This is a genomic window from Pseudomonas sp. LBUM1660, assembly GCF_059695935.1.
The window spans coordinates 3,223,193-3,241,769 of the sequence record NZ_CP166795.1 but is presented as its reverse complement, the minus strand read 5'-3'; the positions used below and the strand labels follow the sequence as shown (position 1 = coordinate 3,241,769).

At 60.2% G+C, this 18,577-nt stretch carries 14 protein-coding genes; 12 read left to right on the top strand and 2 right to left on the bottom strand.

Going from position 1 to position 18,577, the window contains the following annotated elements; all coding sequences use genetic code 11:
- The first annotated feature begins 30 nt into the window (after positions 1-30).
- The 6 genes from ACA068_RS15255 (at position 31) to phaR (ending at position 7,779) form a co-directional block, all read left to right on the top strand.
- Positions 31-1,653: an acyl-CoA synthetase gene (locus ACA068_RS15255; RefSeq protein WP_010460312.1), complete on the top strand. Its 1,623-nt coding sequence runs from the start codon at positions 31-33 to the stop codon at positions 1,651-1,653.
- A 114-nt stretch (positions 1,654-1,767) separates the two neighbouring features.
- Entirely contained in the window at positions 1,768-2,094 is a 327-nt protein-coding gene (locus ACA068_RS15250; protein ID WP_109631221.1) for a DUF485 domain-containing protein, read from the top strand.
- Complete coding sequence (locus tag ACA068_RS15245) at positions 2,094-3,764, top strand: cation acetate symporter (RefSeq protein WP_497302853.1); 1,671 nt, start codon at positions 2,094-2,096, stop codon at positions 3,762-3,764. The genes ACA068_RS15250 and ACA068_RS15245 overlap by 1 nt, the downstream gene beginning before the upstream one ends.
- Before the next feature lie 63 nt (positions 3,765-3,827).
- A complete protein-coding gene (locus tag ACA068_RS15240) occupies positions 3,828-5,600 on the top strand; it encodes an acyl-CoA dehydrogenase C-terminal domain-containing protein (protein WP_497302851.1) in 1,773 nt (590 codons plus the stop codon).
- A 128-nt stretch (positions 5,601-5,728) separates the two neighbouring features.
- Positions 5,729-6,997, top strand: a complete 1,269-nt coding sequence (locus ACA068_RS15235) for an OprD family porin (RefSeq protein ID WP_497302849.1) — start codon at positions 5,729-5,731, stop codon at positions 6,995-6,997.
- A gap of 233 nt (positions 6,998-7,230) precedes the next feature.
- Complete coding sequence (gene phaR / locus ACA068_RS15230) at positions 7,231-7,779, top strand: polyhydroxyalkanoate synthesis repressor PhaR (RefSeq protein ID WP_497302847.1); 549 nt, start codon at positions 7,231-7,233, stop codon at positions 7,777-7,779.
- Between the two features lie 38 nt (positions 7,780-7,817).
- Here phaR and phaP read toward each other — a convergent pair whose 3' ends face one another.
- Positions 7,818-8,387 carry a TIGR01841 family phasin gene (gene phaP, locus ACA068_RS15225; RefSeq protein ID WP_497302845.1) on the bottom strand — a complete coding sequence of 190 codons (570 nt, stop codon included), beginning with the start codon at positions 8,385-8,387 and terminating at the stop codon, positions 7,818-7,820.
- A 243-nt stretch (positions 8,388-8,630) separates the two neighbouring features.
- Between phaP and ACA068_RS15220 the strand changes: the two genes are divergently transcribed.
- Positions 8,631-11,087 carry a DUF3141 domain-containing protein gene (locus ACA068_RS15220; RefSeq protein WP_497302844.1) on the top strand — a complete coding sequence of 819 codons (2,457 nt, stop codon included), beginning with the start codon at positions 8,631-8,633 and terminating at the stop codon, positions 11,085-11,087.
- Between the two features lie 194 nt (positions 11,088-11,281).
- On the opposite strand, the gene ACA068_RS15215 is transcribed toward ACA068_RS15220, so the two are convergent.
- Positions 11,282-12,319 carry an AraC family transcriptional regulator gene (locus ACA068_RS15215; RefSeq protein WP_497302842.1) on the bottom strand — a complete coding sequence of 346 codons (1,038 nt, stop codon included), beginning with the start codon at positions 12,317-12,319 and terminating at the stop codon, positions 11,282-11,284.
- A gap of 281 nt (positions 12,320-12,600) precedes the next feature.
- Between ACA068_RS15215 and phbB the strand changes: the two genes are divergently transcribed.
- From phbB to ACA068_RS15190, 5 genes are all read left to right on the top strand, one after another.
- The gene (gene phbB / locus ACA068_RS15210) at positions 12,601-13,347 is read left to right on the top strand and encodes an acetoacetyl-CoA reductase (RefSeq protein ID WP_497302840.1); all 747 of its coding nucleotides are present in this window, start codon (positions 12,601-12,603) and stop codon (positions 13,345-13,347) included.
- Positions 13,348-13,404: 57 nt separating this feature from the next.
- Positions 13,405-14,583 (top strand): acetyl-CoA C-acetyltransferase, encoded by a 1,179-nt coding sequence (locus ACA068_RS15205; protein WP_497302838.1) that lies wholly within the window; start codon positions 13,405-13,407, stop codon positions 14,581-14,583.
- Between the two features lie 102 nt (positions 14,584-14,685).
- On the top strand, positions 14,686-16,389 hold the full coding sequence (phaC, locus tag ACA068_RS15200) for a class I poly(R)-hydroxyalkanoic acid synthase (protein WP_497302837.1): 1,704 nt from the start codon (positions 14,686-14,688) through the stop codon (positions 16,387-16,389).
- A 144-nt stretch (positions 16,390-16,533) separates the two neighbouring features.
- Positions 16,534-17,187 carry a hydrolase gene (locus ACA068_RS15195; RefSeq protein WP_497310604.1) on the top strand — a complete coding sequence of 218 codons (654 nt, stop codon included), beginning with the start codon at positions 16,534-16,536 and terminating at the stop codon, positions 17,185-17,187.
- A 65-nt stretch (positions 17,188-17,252) separates the two neighbouring features.
- Positions 17,253-18,575 carry an OprD family porin gene (locus tag ACA068_RS15190; RefSeq protein ID WP_497302836.1) on the top strand — a complete coding sequence of 441 codons (1,323 nt, stop codon included), beginning with the start codon at positions 17,253-17,255 and terminating at the stop codon, positions 18,573-18,575.
- The last annotated feature ends 2 nt before the right edge of the window (positions 18,576-18,577 follow it).

Sequence of the window (18,577 nt, the reverse complement as noted above, 5' to 3'; positions counted from 1 at the left end):
GAGCTAACAATCAGCCACCGAGTACCCGTCATGTCGATCTATGAACAAGGGCTAGGCCCTTCGGCTGTTAATCACATTGCCTTGTCTCCGCTCAGCTTCATCGAGCGCACTGCCAGCGTTTACCCCCACTACCCGGCCGTCATCCACGGTTCGATCCGTCGTACCTGGGCGCAAACCTACACCCGCTGCCGGCGTCTGGCCTCAGCGCTGGCCGGTCGCGGCATCGGCAAGAACGACACGGTGGCGGTGATGCTGCCCAACATTCCCGAGATGCTTGAAGTGCATTTCGGCGTGCCGATGATTGGCGCTGTGCTTAACCCACTCAACGTCCGCCTCGATGCAGAAGCCATTGCCTTCATGCTGCAGCATGGTGAGGCCAAGGTGCTGATCACCGACCGCGAATTCCACGACGTGATTCACGCGGCCATCGGCATGCTCGATCACCCGCCGCTGGTCATCGACGTCAATGACCCGGAGTACGGCGAAGGCAAGGCCGTCAGCGATCTGGACTATGAAGCGCTACTGGCCGAAGGCGACCCGGATTACGCTTGGCAATGGCCGGACAACGAGTGGCAAGCCATCTCGCTGAACTACACCTCCGGTACCACCGGCAACCCGAAAGGCGTGGTTTACCACCATCGCGGCGCGTACCTGAACTCACTGGGCAACCAGATGACCTGGGCCATGGGCAACCATCCGGTCTACCTCTGGACCCTGCCGATGTTCCACTGCAACGGTTGGTGCTATCCGTGGATCATCACTGCAATGGCCGGTGTGCATGTGTTCCTGCGCCGGGTCGATCCGCAGAAAATCCTCACGCTGATCCGCGAGCATCAGATCACTCACCTGTGTGCCGCGCCTATCGTGCTCAATGCACTGGTCAACATGCCGGAATCGGCGAAAGCGGCCATCGACCACCCGGTCAACGCCATGGTTGCCGGCGCTGCACCGCCCGCCAAAGTCATCGGCGCCGTGGAAGAAATGGGCATCAAGGTCACCCATGTCTATGGCCTGACCGAAACCTACGGTCCGGTGACGCTCTGCGCCTGGCATGCCGAATGGGATGAGTTACCGCTGGACGAACGGGCGCAAATCAAGTCCCGTCAGGGCGTGCGCTACCCGACACTTGAAGGCGTGATGGTCGGTGACTCGAAGACGCTGGAACCCACCCCGCGGGACGGTCAGACCATCGGTGAGATTTTCATGCGCGGCAACACCGTGATGAAGGGCTATCTGAAAAACCCGACCGCCACGGCCGAAGCGTTCGAAGGCGGCTGGTTCCACACCGGTGACCTGGCGGTGTGTCATCCCAACGGTTATGTCGAGATCAAGGATCGACTCAAGGACATCATCATTTCCGGCGGCGAGAACATTTCCACCATCGAACTGGAAGGCGTGCTGTATCGCCATCCGGGTGTGATGGAAGCGGCTGTGGTCGCCCGTCCCGATGAAAAATGGGGTGAAACGCCTTGTGCCTTCATCACCTTGAAGGCGGACCACCAGGACGTTCGCGAGGCCGACATCATCAGTTTCTGCCGCGAGCATCTGGCGGGTTTCAAAGTCCCGCGCACGGTGATCTTCACCCTGTTGCCGAAAACGTCCACCGGCAAGATCCAGAAGTACGTCCTGCGCGACAGGGCTAAAGCGCTCTAACCCGAACCGACGTTTTACCCACCCGGCGGCAGGTGTTTTACCTGCCGCTTCGGGCTCGTGCACGCCGAATTCTGCCCCGTCAAAACGCCTATAACAACAAATGTGGAGCCACCCATGATCGACATCCATTCAACCGATACCCAACGTTGTGAACGCATTCGGACCAATCCGAAGTTCCTGCAATTAGTCAGCAGCCGTTCGCGTCTGGCCTGGTCGTTGAGTGCCGCCGTGCTGGGCACTTACTACGGGTTCATGCTGGTGGTGGCGTTTGCCCCGCAATGGCTGCATGCGCCGCTCGCCGAACATCGGATGTTGACCCTGGGCATGCCGGTGGGCGCGGCGATCATCATTTTTTCCTGGCTGCTGACCGGTTGGTACGTCTACCGCGCCAACACACGTTTCGATGCACTGGGCGCCGCCATTCTTGAGGAGAGCAAGTGATGAACCTGCTTCGTAAGCTCATCCTCGCCGCTGCCGGTCTGTTGCCGGCCTCCATCGTCCTCGCGGCCCCGACAATGGGCGCAGTGGAAAAACAACCGCTGAACCTGCATGCGATCGGCATGTTCTTCGTCTTCGTGCTGGGCACGCTGGCGATTACCTGGTGGGCCGCACGGCAAACCAAATCGACGTCGGACTTCTACACCGCGGGCGGTGGCATCACCGGGTTTCAGAACGGTCTGGCAATTGCCGGTGACTACATGTCCGCCGCCACACTGCTGGGGCTGTCCAGCCTGGTGTTCGCCAAGGGCTACGATGGTTTCATCTACACCATCGGCTTCTTCGTCGGCTGGCCGATCATTACCTTCCTGATGGCCGAGCGTCTGCGCAACCTGGGCCGCTACACCTTCGCCGACATCGTTTCCTATCGACTGGACCAGAACAAGGTGCGGATTTTCGCCGCGTTCGGGTCGCTGACGGTGGTGTGCTGCTACCTGATCGTGCAGATGGTCGGGGCCGGTCAGTTGATCAAATTGCTGTTCGGTCTCGACTACCCGGTCGCGGTGGTGATCGTCGGTGCGTTGATGCTGGTCTACGTGATCTTCGGCGGCATGATCGCCACTACGTGGGTGCAGATCATCAAGGCTGTGCTGTTGCTCGCCGGCGGCACCACCCTGGCGGTCATGGCCATGTCGCAGTTCGGTTTCAGCTACGAAACCCTGGCCGACAAAGCCGTCCAGGCCCATGCCAGCGGCTGGAACATCATGGGCCCAGGCTCGATGCTCGCCGACCCGATCAACACCGCGTCGATGTCGTTGGGCCTGGTGTTCGGGATTGCCGGTCTGCCGCACATCCTGATGCGTTTCTTCACCGTGCCGAACGCCAAGGAAGCGCGTAAATCGGTGTTCTACGCCACAGGCTTTATCGGTTTCTTCTTCCTGGTTGTCTGCACCCTGGGCTTTGCCGCGATGGTGATCATCGGCACCGACCCGCAGTACTACGTCAACGGTGAAGTCGGCGGCGCCTTGATCGGCGGCGGCAATATGGTCGCCATGCACCTAGCCAAAGCGGTGGGCGGCAACCTGTTCTTCGGTTTCCTCTCGGCCGTGGCCTTCGCCACCATTCTGGCGGTTGTCTCCGGGCTGGCCCTGGCGGGCGCCTCGGCGATTTCCCATGACCTCTACGCCACCGTGTTCAAGAAAGGCAAGGCCAGCCAGAAACAGGAAATGCGTGTGACGCGCATGGCCACCGTGGGCCTGGGCATCATCGCGATTCTGCTGGGCATTCTGTTCGAGAAGATGAACGTCGCATTCCTCGTGGGCCTGACCTTTGGCATCGCCGCGTCGACCAACTTCCCGGTGCTGATCATGGCCATGTACTGGAAAGGCCTGACCACCAAAGGCGCGATCCTCGGCGGTTTCGCCGGGCTGATCTGCGCACTGGTGCTGGTGATCCTGTCGCCAGCGGTCTGGGTCACCGTGCTCGGTCACGCTCACTCGATCGTCCCCTACGACCACCCGGCGCTGTTCTCCATGCCGCTGGCGTTCTTCGTGATCGTGGTGGTGTCGAAGCTCGACCGCAGCGTGCGCGCCGACAAGGAGCGTGATGCCTACGCCGACCAGTTCGTTCGCGCCCAGACCGGCCTCGGCGCCGCCAGCGCTTCCGCTCATTGATTGAAAGGGCACGGCCTGCCGTTACGGCGCCGTGCCCATCGCACACCTTTTGAGGTTCACGCTATGCCCGAATTCAACGCCCCGCTGCGCGACATGCGCTTTGTGCTGCATGAAGTGTTCGACGCCCCGGCCCTGTGGGCGCGCTTGCCGGCCCTGGCCGACACGGTCGACGCTGCCACCGCCGATGCCATTCTTGAGGAAGCGGCGAAAGTCACTTCGCACCTGATTGCGCCGTTGAATCGCAGCGGCGACGAAGAAGGCGCCCAGTGGCTCGATGGCCAGGTAAGCACGCCGATCGGCTTCAAACAGGCCTACGCCACCTACATCGAAGGCGGCTGGGTGGGCCTGTCCGGTAACGCCGATTTCGGCGGCATGGGTATGCCGAAGATGCTCGCCGTGCAGTTCGAAGAAATGCTCTACGGCGCCAACTCAAGCTTCGCCCTGTATTCGGCGTTGAGCTCCGGCGCCTGCCTGGCACTGGACGCCCACGCCAGCGCGACCCTGAAAAACCTCTACCTGCCGCCGATGTACGAAGGCCGCTGGGCCGGTTCCATGTGCTTGACCGAAGCGCATGCTGGCACTGATCTGGGGATCATCCGCACCCGCGCCGAACCCCGGGCCGACGGCAGTTTCAGCATCACCGGCAGCAAGATCTTCATCACCGGTGGCGATCAGGACCTGACCGAAAACATCGTCCATCTGGTGCTGGCCAAACTGCCGGATGCGCCGGCCGGGCCGAAAGGCATCTCACTGTTCGTCGTGCCCAAGGTGCTGGTCAAAGCCGACGGTTCCCTCGGCGACGCCAACGCCGTGAGCTGCGGTTCGATCGAACACAAGATGGGCATCAAGGCCTCTGCCACCTGCGTGATGAATTTCGACGGTGCCAGCGGTTGGCTAGTCGGTGAAGCCAACAAAGGCCTGGCGGCGATGTTCACCATGATGAACTACGAGCGCCTGTCCATCGGCATTCAGGGCATCGGCTGTGCGCAAGCGTCCTATCAGAGCGCCGTGGCTTACGCCCGTGAACGTGTGCAGAGCCGCGCACCGACCGGCGCGATTGCCCCGGACAAAGTGGCTGATCCGATCATCGTCCACCCCGATGTGCGCCGTATGCTGTTGAGCATGAAGGCCATGACCGAAGGTGGCCGTGCGTTCGCCAGTTATGTCGGGCAGCAACTGGACCTGGCGAAGTTTTCCGATGACGCCAAGGAGCGCGACAGTGCCCAGACGTTGGTCGCGCTGCTGACGCCAGTGGCCAAGGCGTTCTTCACCGACACCGGACTGGAAAGCTGCATCAACGGCCAACAAGTGTTCGGCGGTCATGGTTACATCCGCGAATGGGGCCAGGAGCAGTTGGTCCGTGACGTGCGCATCGCGCAGATCTACGAAGGCACCAACGGCATTCAGGCGCTGGACCTGCTTGGTCGCAAAGTGCTGGCTGACAGCGGTGCCGCGCTGCGCCAGTTCACCGGTGAAATCCGTCATTTCGCCCATCAGCCCGACGCGCCCTACTCCGTGCAACTGTTCGATGCGGTGCAGCGTCTGGAAAACCTGAGCGACTGGCTGCAAGACCAGGCCGCGACCAATCGCAATGAAATCGGCGCCGCTTCGGTCGAGTATTTGCACCTGTTCGGTTACGTCGCCTACGCCTGGCTCTGGGCGCGCATGGCGCAGGTCGCGAAGAAAAAACTCAGCGAAGACCCCAAGTTCTATGGCGCGAAGATCGCCACCGCTGATTTCTACATCCGCCGCCTGCTACCACGCACGTTGAGCCTGGAGCATTCCATTCTCGCCGGCAGTGCCTCGTTGTATGGCCTGAGCGCCGAACAGTTCTAACGATTGAACCGCACGCGGCGCCACGCTCCTCTCGATTCGGCGTCCGCGTTTTTTATTGATAAGCCCTCGTCCACCTGACGAGGGCCGCGGGACCTGTCTTTCCATAATAAAAACAAAGGGGCTTCACCATGGACCGCAACACCCGCACCCTCGCTACCCGCCTGTTGCTGGCCGGCGGCGTCATCAGCCTCTCGGCCCCCGCCGCTGCTGACTTTGTCAAAGACAGTAAGGCCAGCCTTGAGCTGCGCAACTTCTATTTCAACCGTGACTATCGCCAGGACAACGCCGCTCAATCCAAACAAGAGGAATGGGCCCAGGGTTTCCTGCTGCGCTATGAATCGGGCTTCACTGAAGGTTTGATCGGCGTGGGTTTCGATGCCATTGGCCTGGTCGGCGTCAAGCTCGACTCCAGCCCTGATCGCGCAGGTTCCGGCCTGCTCAAACGCCACCGCGACACGAGCAAAGGGGCGCAGGACGAGTACGGCGAACTGGGCCTGACCGCCAAAGTGCGCGCCTCCAAAAGCACCCTGAAACTCGGCACGTTGCTGCCGAAACTGCCGACGGTACTGGCCAACGATTCACGGCTGTTGCCACAAACCTTCAAGGGCGGTCAGTTGACCTCGCTGGAGATTGAAGGCTTGACCGTGGATGCCGGGCGGCTGACCCAGGTCAATCAGCGTGACTCCTCGGACTACGAGGACATGGGCATCACCCGGACCGGCGCCAAGGGCATCACTACGCGGCATCTCGACAGCGACAGCTTTGATTTCGCCAGCCTGAACTACAAATGGACCAGCAACCTCGCCACCGGCTACAGCTACGGCCACCTCGACAATTTCTACAGTCAGCACCTGGTGAGCCTGACCTACGTGATGCCGGTGACGACGGGACAATCGTTCAAGACGGATCTGCGATTCGCCCGTTCCACGGATGATGGCGGCAGCAATGTCGACAACAACGCGATTGGCGCGATGTTCACCTACAGCCTCGGCGGGCATGCGTTGGGCCTCGGTTATCAAGGCATGAGCGGCGACACCGGCTACGCCTACGTCAACGGCACCGATGCGTTTCTGGTCAACTTCGTGCAGATCGGTGACTTCGCCAGCAAGGACGAAAAGTCCTGGCAGGCGCGTTACGACTACAACTTTGCGGCTATGGGCGTGCCGGGCCTGACCTTAATGACGCGCTATATCACTGGCGACAACATCGACCTGGGCGGCAACCGCCCCGAAGGCAAGGAATGGGAGCGTGATACCGACATTGGTTATGTCGTGCAGAGCGGTCCGCTGAAGAATGTCGGGGTGAAATGGCGTAATGCGACGGTGCGTTCGACCAACTTCGGCAGTGATCTGGATGAGAATCGCCTGATTGTCAGCTACACCCTGCCGATCTGGTAAACCCGTTCAGGTTTCACAAAGGGGGGGACTCGCTTGGCGGCGCAGTCCTCTTTTTTATTGTGGATTTTCGCTGTGATGACGGGCCTCATCGCGGGCAAGCCCGCTCCCACAGGGATCTTCAGTGTCCCCAGATCCCTGTGGGAGCGGGCTTGCCCGCGATGGCGGCCTCAGAAGCACCGAAGATATTGCTCCCGACCTACCCCATCCCGCGGCAGTGGCCATAGTAGGTTAAGATGCCTGCAAACCAGGCCCGCCGCGAGACGCCCCGCATGACTGATACCACCCCCCGCCTGATCAAGAAGTACCCCAATCGCCGACTCTACGACACCCACACCAGCAGTCATTTGACGCTGGCGGACATCCGTCAGTTGGTCGTCGATAAAGTTGCGTTTCAGGTGGTCGATGCCAAGAGCGGCGAAGACTTGACGCGCAGTATCCTGCTGCAAGTGATTCTGGAAGCCGAAAGCGGCGGTGAGCCGATCTTCACCAGCGAGATGCTGATGGGGATTATCCAATTCTACGGTCCGTACCAGGGTGTGCTCGGCAGCTACCTGGATAAAAGCATCCAGACCGTCATCGACATCCAGTCGCAGACCGGCGCGCAGTCGTCCGAAGCCTGGAGCGATTTCATGCATCAACAGGCCCCGGTCATGCAGGACCTGATGCGCCAGTATGTCGACCAGTCCAAGGCCTTGTACCTCAATACCCAGAACCTGTTCGGCATGTTTGGCGCCAAGCCCGGCACCGATAACGGGCCGAAAAAAAATGGCGATGGGGAGTAAACCCATCGCCATTTTTTGTGCCGCTGGCCTGAAATGACTTACTTGTTGCCGCTGGTGGCCTTGGTGCCCGCTTCTGGCGCTGCTTTGGTGGCAGCGGCAGTGGCGGCGTCAAAATTGCTCTGAGCCACATCGGCAGCCTGTTTCACCGCTTTCTGTGCGCTTTCAAACACCGTGCCGGCATTCGCCAGGCCCGACTTGAACGCCGCCACGACAGGCTCGGAGCCGGCCGGTGCATTCTTGCTGATCGCGTCAACAAACTCATTGACCTGCTGGGTGCCCGCCTCGACCTGACTCGACGTCAGTTTGGCGATGTCCGACTGCGTGCCCACGATCAGCGCTTGAACCTGACGATTGAACTCGGCCAGACGTTCGGTCTGGACGCTCGGCTGGGTGAACGACGCCTGCAAATCGGCAAAACCTTGTGGATCACGGACGGCCAGCAGCTTGCGCACGCCCTCGAAGTGCTCTTCGGTGGAGTCGCGCAGTGCCTTGAACTGCAACTGGCTCAGCTGTTCAACGCTGGCGAAGACTTTGCCGCTGATCTGCTGCAAAAGATCGAGGTTGGCTTTCTGAGCGGTTTGCAGTTTTTCCGAATTGAAAAAAGACATGCTTGAATCTCCTGGTACTGGAAGGCCCGAATGGACCAGAGGACGCGATAGCGATCCTGCCAGACATCGCGCCAGCCTTGATATTGCAGCGCACAAAACTATTTGGCAACGCCTATTTTGTGCGGCGCACAATAAAGTTCACTTCCTTGACCGTTATTCCCTATACACTCGTGACAATCGAACGGCCGGCTTGGCTGCTATTAGTCAGGGCAACGTTCCCACGCGTGGCGTCAGGAGTTCACAATGGGTCAGGAAGAAAATATTGCGCTGCAAGATGAAGGGCTTTCGACTCTGTCCGGTTTGTTCGAGCACCTGAACCATCTGCAGCGCCTCAACACCCACAACGTGCTTGACGCCGTGCAACAGCGCCAGGCCAAAACCTACGCACCATCAAGCCTTGAACAACTGAGACAGCCGACCCCCGCTGACTGGCAGGAATACTTCACCGACCTTGGCCAACGCAGCGTGCTGTTCTGGGACACCTTGCGTCAGCGCGGCGACAACACCCTGGCTCACGAACGCGCCGGGTATCCGCTGCTGCTCAAGTTCAATCATGAGACGCTGATCGCCGGCGAAGACCTGCCGCGCCCGGTCAACTACTCGCTGCTGCAGATCCTCGCGGGCCCCGGACAACAGCTCGACAGCCAAAAGCAGCCGGTGATCATCATTGACCCGCGCGGCGGCCACGGTTCGGGGATTGGCGGTTTCAAACAGGACTCGGTGATCGGCGAAAGCCTGCGCGCCGGTCACCCGACCTATTTCATCTCATTCAGCCATTCACCACGTCCGGGGCAAACCCTGGCGGACATCGTTGAAGCCCAGGCGCGGTTTATCGAAGAGGTCAGCGCGCGACATCCCGCCAGCGCCAAACCCGTGGTGATCGGCAACTGCCAGGCGGGCTGGGCCTTGATGGGCCTGGCGGCGACCCGCCCGGAACTGCCGGGGCTGATCATCGTCAATGGCGCGCCTTTGTCGTACTGGGCGGGCGTCAATGGGCGCAATCCGATGCGCTATACCGGCGGTTTGCTGGGCGGCGGCTGGATGGCACGCCTGGGCAGCGACCTGGGCAATGACCGTTTCGACGGCACCTGGCTGGTGAGCAATTTCGAAAGCCTCGACCCGGCCAACACCTGGTGGGGCAAGTACTACCACCTGTTCAGCGAAGTCGACAGCGAGGCTCCGCGCTTCCTGGATTTCGAACGCTGGTGGGGCAGCCCGACCCTGCTCAATGGCGAGGAAATCGAGATGATTGTCGATGACCTGTTCATCGGCAATCAGCTGTCCGGCGGCCTCGGTCGCAAAAGCAGCGGGCTTGATCTCAAGCTGATCGAAGTGCCGGTGGTGGTGTTCTGCTCCTATGGCGACAACATCACCTCGCCACAACAAGCGCTGGACTGGATCACCGACGTCTATCCCAGCGATCTCGCCCTGCAAAATGCCGGTCGCACCATCGTTTACCTGCGGCACGCGAGCATCGGTCATCTGGGCATTTTTGTGTCGGGTGAAGTGGCGCGGCGTGAACACCGTGAGTTGTTGGGCGCCGTCGACGCGATCAATGAATTGCCGGGCGGGCTCTATGAAATGCTCATCGAGGACCTGCCGGAATATTCGCAATCGCCCTACGCCGTGCGTTTCGAGCGACGACGTATCGCCGACATTCACGGTGACGTGCAGCCGCCCCGTGACGACGATCGCGAATTCGCGCTGGTCGAGCGTGCCTCTGATTTCAACAACACGCTTTACGACGGATTTGTACGGCCGTGGTTGCGCCAGTTGATCAACGAGCCGACCGCCGAGCTGATGCGCAAGGCCCACCCGTTCCACCAGCAACAGGTGATGTGGAACAGTTTGAATCCGGCACTCTGGTGGCTGCCAGGCAGTGCCGCCCATGTGAGCAAGGATCGACACCCGGCAAGCCCGTCCAATCCATTGCTGGCTTGGCAGGCATTGTTTTCCAACCAGATACAGGACGCCTTGAACGGCTATCGGGACCTACGTGATGCCGCTCAGGAAATGAGTTTTTACGGCGTGTATGGCGCGCTCATAAGCCTCACCGGCAATGCACCGGCACGCAATCTCCAAGCGCACGCCGAGCAGCACGATAAAGTCCTGATCGAACGCCTTCAGGACGCCCTGCCCCTCGGCGGCTTGATGGAAGCCTTGATCCGGATCCTGTTCCTGCTGGGCCGCGATAGCGACGAACCAGGCAAGCAAAGCGTCGAGAAATTACAGGTGCTGCTGCAGGACTACAGTGCCGAGCCGCTGGACCTGCGCGAAACCCTGCGCCTGCAAAAACTGTTGGTCGCCACCCACCCGCAGGAAAGCCTGAACAGCTTGCCCCTGATGCTGGCCGAGGTCGAAGAACGCCAGCAGGTGCTGGCGGCCGTTGCCAATCTGCTGCCGGAGTTGCTGACCAGCGGCGCAGACAACCCGTTCTGGTGTGAGCTTCACGCGCTGCTCGATGTGCCGCTGCCGGGTTTCAGCCTGACTCAACCTCCGGGTGAAGCCGATGTTGTCGAGGAGAAAGCCCCGGCGGCGACCCCGGAGCCGATCAAGCCGAAAACTCCGGTCGTTGTGCCAGAGCCTGTTAAACAAAAGGCCCCGGTGGTCGTCGCTGAACCGATTGCTCCGGTAACGCCGACTAAAACGCGCAAACCGACCAAGAACAAAAAAGCCGCGAAGAAACCTCCTGCACCATGATGAGCAACTTGTGGGAGCGAGCTTTTGTGGCGAGGGAGCTTGCTCCCGCCGGCCGATCCGCGTCCGGGCGAAGCAGTCGCAAAGCTTTTGGGGCCGCTTCGCGACCCAGCGGGAGCAAGCTCCCTCGCCACAAAAGCTTGCCCCCACAGCGGATTCGTTGCTCGCAAAAGGTTCAAGCGCCGTCGAGCACCGCGTCACACCGGCGCGGCTTCCTCGATCTCAAACGATTCATCGGAGCGGTACTGCCCCGGCGTCATGCCAAACCAACGGCTACAGGCTTTGTTGAAGCTGCTGTGGTCATGAAAACCAAGGAGGTACGCGACATGCTTCATGTTGAAGTGAGAGTGGCGCAGGTAGAAATCGGCCAGTTGTCGGCGTACCGCGTTCAGCACGTCCTTGAATTGCGTCCCTTCCTTTTCCAGCGCCCGTTGCAGCGTGCGCTTGCTGATGTTCAACGCCGCTGCGATCGACTCCATGTCGCACTGCCCATGGTCCTGACTCAAGCGCTCGGTGATCAGTGCACGAATTCTGCCGACAATGCAAAAACCAAACAGCAGGTCCAGTTGAGCCTCGGCAAAACTGTCATGCAGCACTGCCAACGCTTCGTTGGCCATGCTCAACGGCCGCATCAGCTCCTGCCCGTCAAACAAAATACTGTCGTAAGGCGCGTCGAAACGCAGATCGCAGCCAAACAGCCGTCGATGCTCGGTGGTGTCTTCGGGTTCGGGATAGGTGAATTCGACGCTCAAGGGTTGCGGTGCGTTGCCGCCCGACAGCTTGCGGCAGAAACCCAGCAATGACGCCAATCCGGCGTCGGTGTACTGACGCGGTTTGTCCGAACCCTGTTGCTGATGGTCAAGCCCGGACAGTCGGTAATGTTGCTGTTCGGCGGTAAAGAAAAGGCTGAACCCGGTGCCGATCAACGGACTGAAACGGACCAGGCGTTCAAGGGCTTTTTTCAGGTTCAAGCTGGACATCATCGTGTAGCCGATGATCTGAAAGCTGCCGGGGTGGAAGCTTCCATAGGCCCTTAAGCCAATGTCTGGGTCGCCCGAGGCCTCCGCGGCCAGTTCCCATAGTCGATAGATGGTATTGCGCTCGCAAAACGCTCCTGGTTGGTCCGCGAGATTACTGTCTAGTCCAGCCTCCTGACACAGACTGGCAACATCCAGTCCTTGAGCCGAGAGCGTATTTACCAGCACGCTGGCATAGCCTGAACTCATTCTATACATGGCGTCCTCAATGACCTGTGGAACCGAACATCCTGTCCGGAGCCATGACTGATCTGCGGTGAATCTAAGACTAACGGATGCGTCAGTTACCAATATTGACCCCAGTATAGGTAATTCTCACCTTTAGCCATTATTTGCGACCATTCGTCGCGCGGATGCAACTAATCCGGACATGGCACCGTTGGACACCAGCCCGTCACCTTCCAACACTTCCGCATCCCCCGCCAATACCGAACAATCCCCCCATCTTGCAGCGCAAAACAAATAAAGGAACGAAGCTTATGAAGTCGCTTGGTCGTATTGCGTTGGTCACGGGTGGTATGGGTGGGATTGGCACGGCGATCAGCCAGCGCCTGTACAAGGAAGGATTCAAAGTCATCGTCGGTTGCAGCGCTGATTCCGCCCGCAAGAACGACTGGATTGCCGGTCAACTGGCGGCGGGTTATCAGTTCGAATGCATCTACGGCGACATCACCGATTGGGAGTCGACGCGCAAGGCCTTCGAGATGGCGCGGGAACAATTCGGCCCGATCGACGTGCTGGTCAATAACGCCGGCATCACTCGTGATGCCTCCTTTCGCAAACTCACCCCCGAAGACTGGAACGCCGTGATCGGCACCAACCTGACAGGCCTGTTCAACACCACCAAGCAGGTGATTGAAGGGATGTTGGCCAAGGGCTGGGGACGGGTGATCAATATCTCCTCGATCAACGGTCAACGCGGCCAGTTCGGCCAGACCAACTACAGCGCTGCCAAGGCCGGCATCCATGGCTTCACCATGGCCCTGGCACGGGAAGTGTCCGGCAAGGGCGTGACCGTCAACACCGTCTCCCCGGGTTACATCCAGACCAGCATGACCGCGGCCATCCGCCCGGACATCCTCGACACCATGATCGCAGCCACCCCCGTCGGGCGCCTCGGCCAACCCGAAGAAATCGCCTCGATCGTCGCCTGGCTGGCTTCCGATGAATCGGGCTACAGCACCGGCGCCGACTTCTCGGTGAACGGCGGCATGAACATGCAGTAGACCGACCAGGGCAAGGACGCCCTGCTCCCGCTGGACAAAATCTTAATGAGGTCACGCATGAACGAAGTCGTAATCGTTGCCGCTACTCGTACCGCCATCGGCAGTTTTCAAGGCGCCTTGTCCGCTATTCCGGCCACTGAGCTCGGTGCCGCAGTGATCCGCCGTCTGCTGGAAGAGACCGGCCTGGATGCCGCGCAAATTGATGAAGTGATCCTCGGTCAGGTGCTCACCGCAGGCTCGGGGCAAAACCCGGCACGCCAGACTGCAATCAAGGCCGGACTGCCGTTTACCACCCCTGCCCTGACCCTGAACAAGGTCTGCGGCTCGGGCCTCAAGGCCGTGCAACTGGCGGTCCAGGCGATCCGCTGCGGCGACGCCGAGTTGGTGATTGCCGGCGGTCAGGAAAACATGAGCCTGGCGCCGTATGTGCTGCCCAAGGTACGCACCGGTTTGCGCCTGGGTCATGCGCAATTGCAAGACAGCGTGATTCAGGACGGTTTGTGGGACGCCTTCAACGACTACCACATGGGCATCACCGCTGAGAATCTGGCCACTCAGTACAGCGTCAGCCGCGAAGATCAGGACGCCTTCGCCGCCGCCTCGCAACAGAAAGCCGCCGCCGCCATCGAAGCGGGCTACTTCAAGGGTCAAATCACCCCGATCCTGATCCCTCAGCGCAAGGGCGATCCGCTGGTGTTCGATACGGATGAACAACCGCGCCCGGGCGGCACGCTGCAAGCACTGAGCAACCTCAAACCGGCGTTCCAGAAAGACGGCAGCGTGACCGCCGGCAATTCGTCGACCCTCAACGATGGCGCCGCCGTGTTGCTGCTGGCCAGCGCCGCCAAGGCCAAGGCCCTCGGTTTGCCAGTGCTGGCGCGCATCAAGGCTTACGCCAGTGCGGGCGTGGACCCGTCGATCATGGGCATCGGCCCGGTCCCGGCCACTCGTCTGGTGCTGGAGAAAGCCGGCTGGAGCCTGGAAGACCTCGACCTGATCGAAGCCAACGAAGCGTTCGCCGCGCAATCACTGGCGGTCGGCAAGGAGCTGGGTTGGGACACCAGCAAGGTCAACGTCAACGGTGGCGCGATTGCGCTGGGTCATCCGATCGGCGCGTCAGGCGCGCGGATTCTGGTGTCGCTGGTGCACGAACTGATTCGCCGTGACGGCAAGAAAGGCTTGGCCACGTTGTGCATCGGTGGCGGCCAAGGCGTCAGCCTGGTCATCGAACGATAAAAATAAGAAACACAGGACTGCTTGCTTGACTGCTGACGCGGTGCCGAATTCCGGCACCGCGGTTTTTTTCTGCCCGGTTTTCCGATGTGGGCAAGGAGTTCCATGGACAATAACGCGCACACCTTCAACACCTTCTGGTCAGGCCAGGTCCCGTTCATTGCCTCCTTTGCAGTGCAACAATTACGCCTGTGGGTCAGCACCAATCCATGGTTCACCGGCCAGGAATACGAGGAGTGGTTCGACCTGCCGCGCACAACCCTGGAAAGCCTGCAAGCCGAGTATCAAATCCAATGGGGTGATCTGGGCCAGCGTCTGCTGACAGGCCAGCCGTTTTCCTTTGAAGATCGACGTTTTGCCAGCGGCAACTGGAGCACACCGCTGTTCGGCTCCCTCGCGGCGTTCTACTTACTCAACGCCGGTTTTCTGCTGAAGCTGCTCGATAAACTGCCGATCAAAGACAAGAAACCCCGCCAGCGTCTGCTGTACCTGGTGGAGCAAGCGATTGCCGCCGGAGCCCCCAGCAACTTTTTGGCCAGCAACCCCGACGCCTTGCAACGCGTCGTCGACACTCAGGGCGGCAGCCTGTTCACCGGCCTGTTGCACCTGGCCAGCGACCTGCAAGAAGGCAAGATGCGCCAGTGCGACAGCGGCGCTTTCAAGGTCGGCGTCGATCTGGCCAACACCCCTGGCGAAGTGGTGTTCGAGAACGAACTGTTCCAGCTGATTCAGTACTACCCGCAAAGCGAAACACAGTACCGGCGCCCGGTGTTCATCGTCCCGCCGTCGATCAACAAGTACTACATCCTCGACCTGCGCCCGGACAACTCGATGGTTCGGCATCTGTTGGAACAAGGCCACCCGGTGTTCCTGATGTCGTGGCGCAACTTCGATCAGGCGCACGCCGCCACCACTTGGGATGACCTGATCGACACCGGCATCATCAAAGGCCTGCAAGTGACCCGCGAGATCAGCGGCGAACAACGCCCCAATTGCGTGGGTTTCTGCATCGGCGGCACGCTGTTGAGCTCGGCGCTGGCCGTACTGGCGGCGCGCGGCGACAAGGACATCGGCAGCGTGAGCCTGTTGACCACGTTCCTCGATTACCTCGACACCGGCCCCATCGACATCTTCGTCGACGAACAACTGGTGGCCTACCGCGAACGCACCATCGGCGGCCAGGAGGGCCCCATCGGCCTGTTCAAGGGCGAAGACATGGGCAACACCTTCTCGCTGCTGCGCCCCAACGATTTGTGGTGGAACTACAACGTCGACAAATACCTCAAGGGCCAAAAGCCGATCCCCCTCGACCTGCTGTTCTGGAACAACGACAGCACCAACCTTCCGGGGCCGATGTACTGCTGGTATTTGCGCCACACCTACCTGCAGAACGACCTGAAATCCGGTGAGCTGGACTGTTGCGGGGTCAAACTCAACCTGCGCGCCATCGATGCACCCGCGTACATCCTCGCCACCCATGACGATCACATCGTGCCGTGGCGCAGCGCTTACGCCAGCACCCAATTGCTTTCCGGGACCAAACGCTTTGTGCTGGGTGCCTCAGGGCACATCGCCGGGGTGATCAACCCGCCAGCCAGGGAAAAACGCCATTACTGGACCAACAATCGGGTTTCGAAGGAGCCCGACACCTGGTTCATGAATGCCCAGGAGCATGCCGGTAGCTGGTGGAATGACTGGTTCGTCTGGCTGGCAGACCAGTCCGGCGAGCGCCAGCCTTCCGTGCTGCACACCGGTAACGCGCAATACCCGGCGCTGGAATCCGCGCCCGGGCGTTATGTGATGCAATGACCGACGGCCCCGCGCACTGACCGGTATTGCGCGGGGCCGTTCTTCGCGCGGCCTCGCAAAAACCCAAACACAGCACATCGACTCAATATCCCCGCCAGAATCTGCGTAACCATGGCCTCCTCACTCACCCGTAAGGACCTCGCCATGGCCATCGCCAAAGCTGTTCCCGGCAAAACCCTGCTGACCCCGACCGACCACACCCTGATCATGATCGACCACCAGTCGCAGATGTCCTTTGCGACCAAGTCGATCGACGCCGTCACCTTGCGCAACAACGCCGCCCTCGTGGCCAAGGCTGCGCGGGGCTTCAAGGTCTCGACCATCCTGACCACCGTTGCGGAGAAGAGCTTTTCCGGGCCGATCTTCGACGAAATCAAATCGGTGTTCCCGGAACACAACGTCATCGACCGCACCAGCATGAACACCTGGGAAGACGAGCGCATCGCGGTCGAAGTCAACAGGTTCGGCAAACAGAAAATCGTCCTCGCCGGCCTGTGGACCTCGGTGTGCATCGTCGGCCCGGCGCTGTCGGCCATCGACCAGGGTTTCGAGGTCTACGTGATTGCCGATGCCTGTGGCGACGTCAGCACCGAAGCCCATGAAATGGCCATGCAGCGCATGATCCAGATCGGCGCCCGTCCAATGACCTCGCTGCAATACCTGCTGGAACTGCAGCGCGACTGGGCACGTACCGAAACCTATGAAGAAACCGTGAAAACCTCGATTGCCAACGGTGGCTCCTACGGTCTTGGCCTGATCTACGCCAAAACCATGTTCGGTGCCTCGGAAGGCCATTAAGCGGTTTTCCTCTAAAAGCGAGCGGCTGCGCACTTTGCGCAGTCGCCGCTGCGTGGTGATTGACGATGAAGTTTGGCAAGCAAGACCTTCGCATCGGGCTGCCCTTTTGGTTGTCGGTGCTATTCGTCGGAACCGCCTTGGCGGATGAACCCGCACAAGGGTTCCTGGACGGCGCGACGGTTGACGTGCTCAGCCGCAACTTCTACCTCAACAGCGACTACCGGTCCCCTTCGCCGACAGGTAAAAGCTATCAAGCCGAGTGGGCTCAAGGCTTTATCAGCGCTTTTGAATCTGGATTCACACCTGGCACGCTCGGCTTTGGCCTGGATGCCCATGCTTTTCTGGGATTGAAACTGGATGGCGGCAAGGGACATTCCGGGACCGGATTGCTGCCCGTGAATGATGACGGCCGTAGCGAAGACAGCTATTCCAGTGGCGGTGGCGCGCTGAAAATCAGAGCCTCCCGAACCACCTTGGCCTTCGGCGAAATGATGGTGGAAACCCCAGTGTTCGACACCGCGGACAAACGCCTGCAACCGGAATACGCCACAGGTTTTCTGTTGAACAGCCGCGAAATCGATGACGTGAATCTGCTGGCCGGGCATTTCACCGCGTTCAAAAACCAGGACAGTTCTTCGAGCAAAGGCAACTTCTACGGCTACGGCGCCAACACCGAAGCCGGCGGCATAACGTTTCTGGGCGCTGACTTGTTCACCCAACGCCCCGTCGGCGGCGCGCTCTATGCCTCAGAACTCACCGACACCTGGCATCAGTACTACGCCAACTTGCACCTGATGCAGCCCGGAGTCTTCCTCGACGCCAATCTCTACCACACGCGAGACACCGGCAAAGCGCTGGCCGGCGCCATCGACACCACTGCGTTCAGTCTGTCGGGCAAGTACACCGTCGACGCCCATGCTTTCACCTTGGCCTATCAAAAAATCAATGGCGATACGCCGTTCGATTTTGTCGGCGGCGACTCGATCTACCTCGCCAACTCGATCAAATACGCCGATTTCAACGGCGCCCACGAACGCTCATGGCAGGCACGCTACGACCTCGATTTGAGCACCTTCGGCATACCCGGCCTGAATTTCATGACGCGTTACGTCATGGGCAGCCAGATCGACGGCACCCATGCGCCCAAGGGTGGCGCCTACAACCCTTTCGATGCGTCCATTGGCGAATACGTGCCGCAACAAGGCGATGGCGGCCGGCATTGTGAGCGCGACATCGACCTGCGCTATATCGTGCAGTCCGGCGCGGCCAAGGGATTATTTCTGCAACTGTCCCATGTGTCGCATCGGGCCAATACGGCGCAGGCGGGCGATGATATTGATCGGGTGTACGTGGTCATCCAGTACCCGCTGAGCTTCGGGCATCTGTGAAG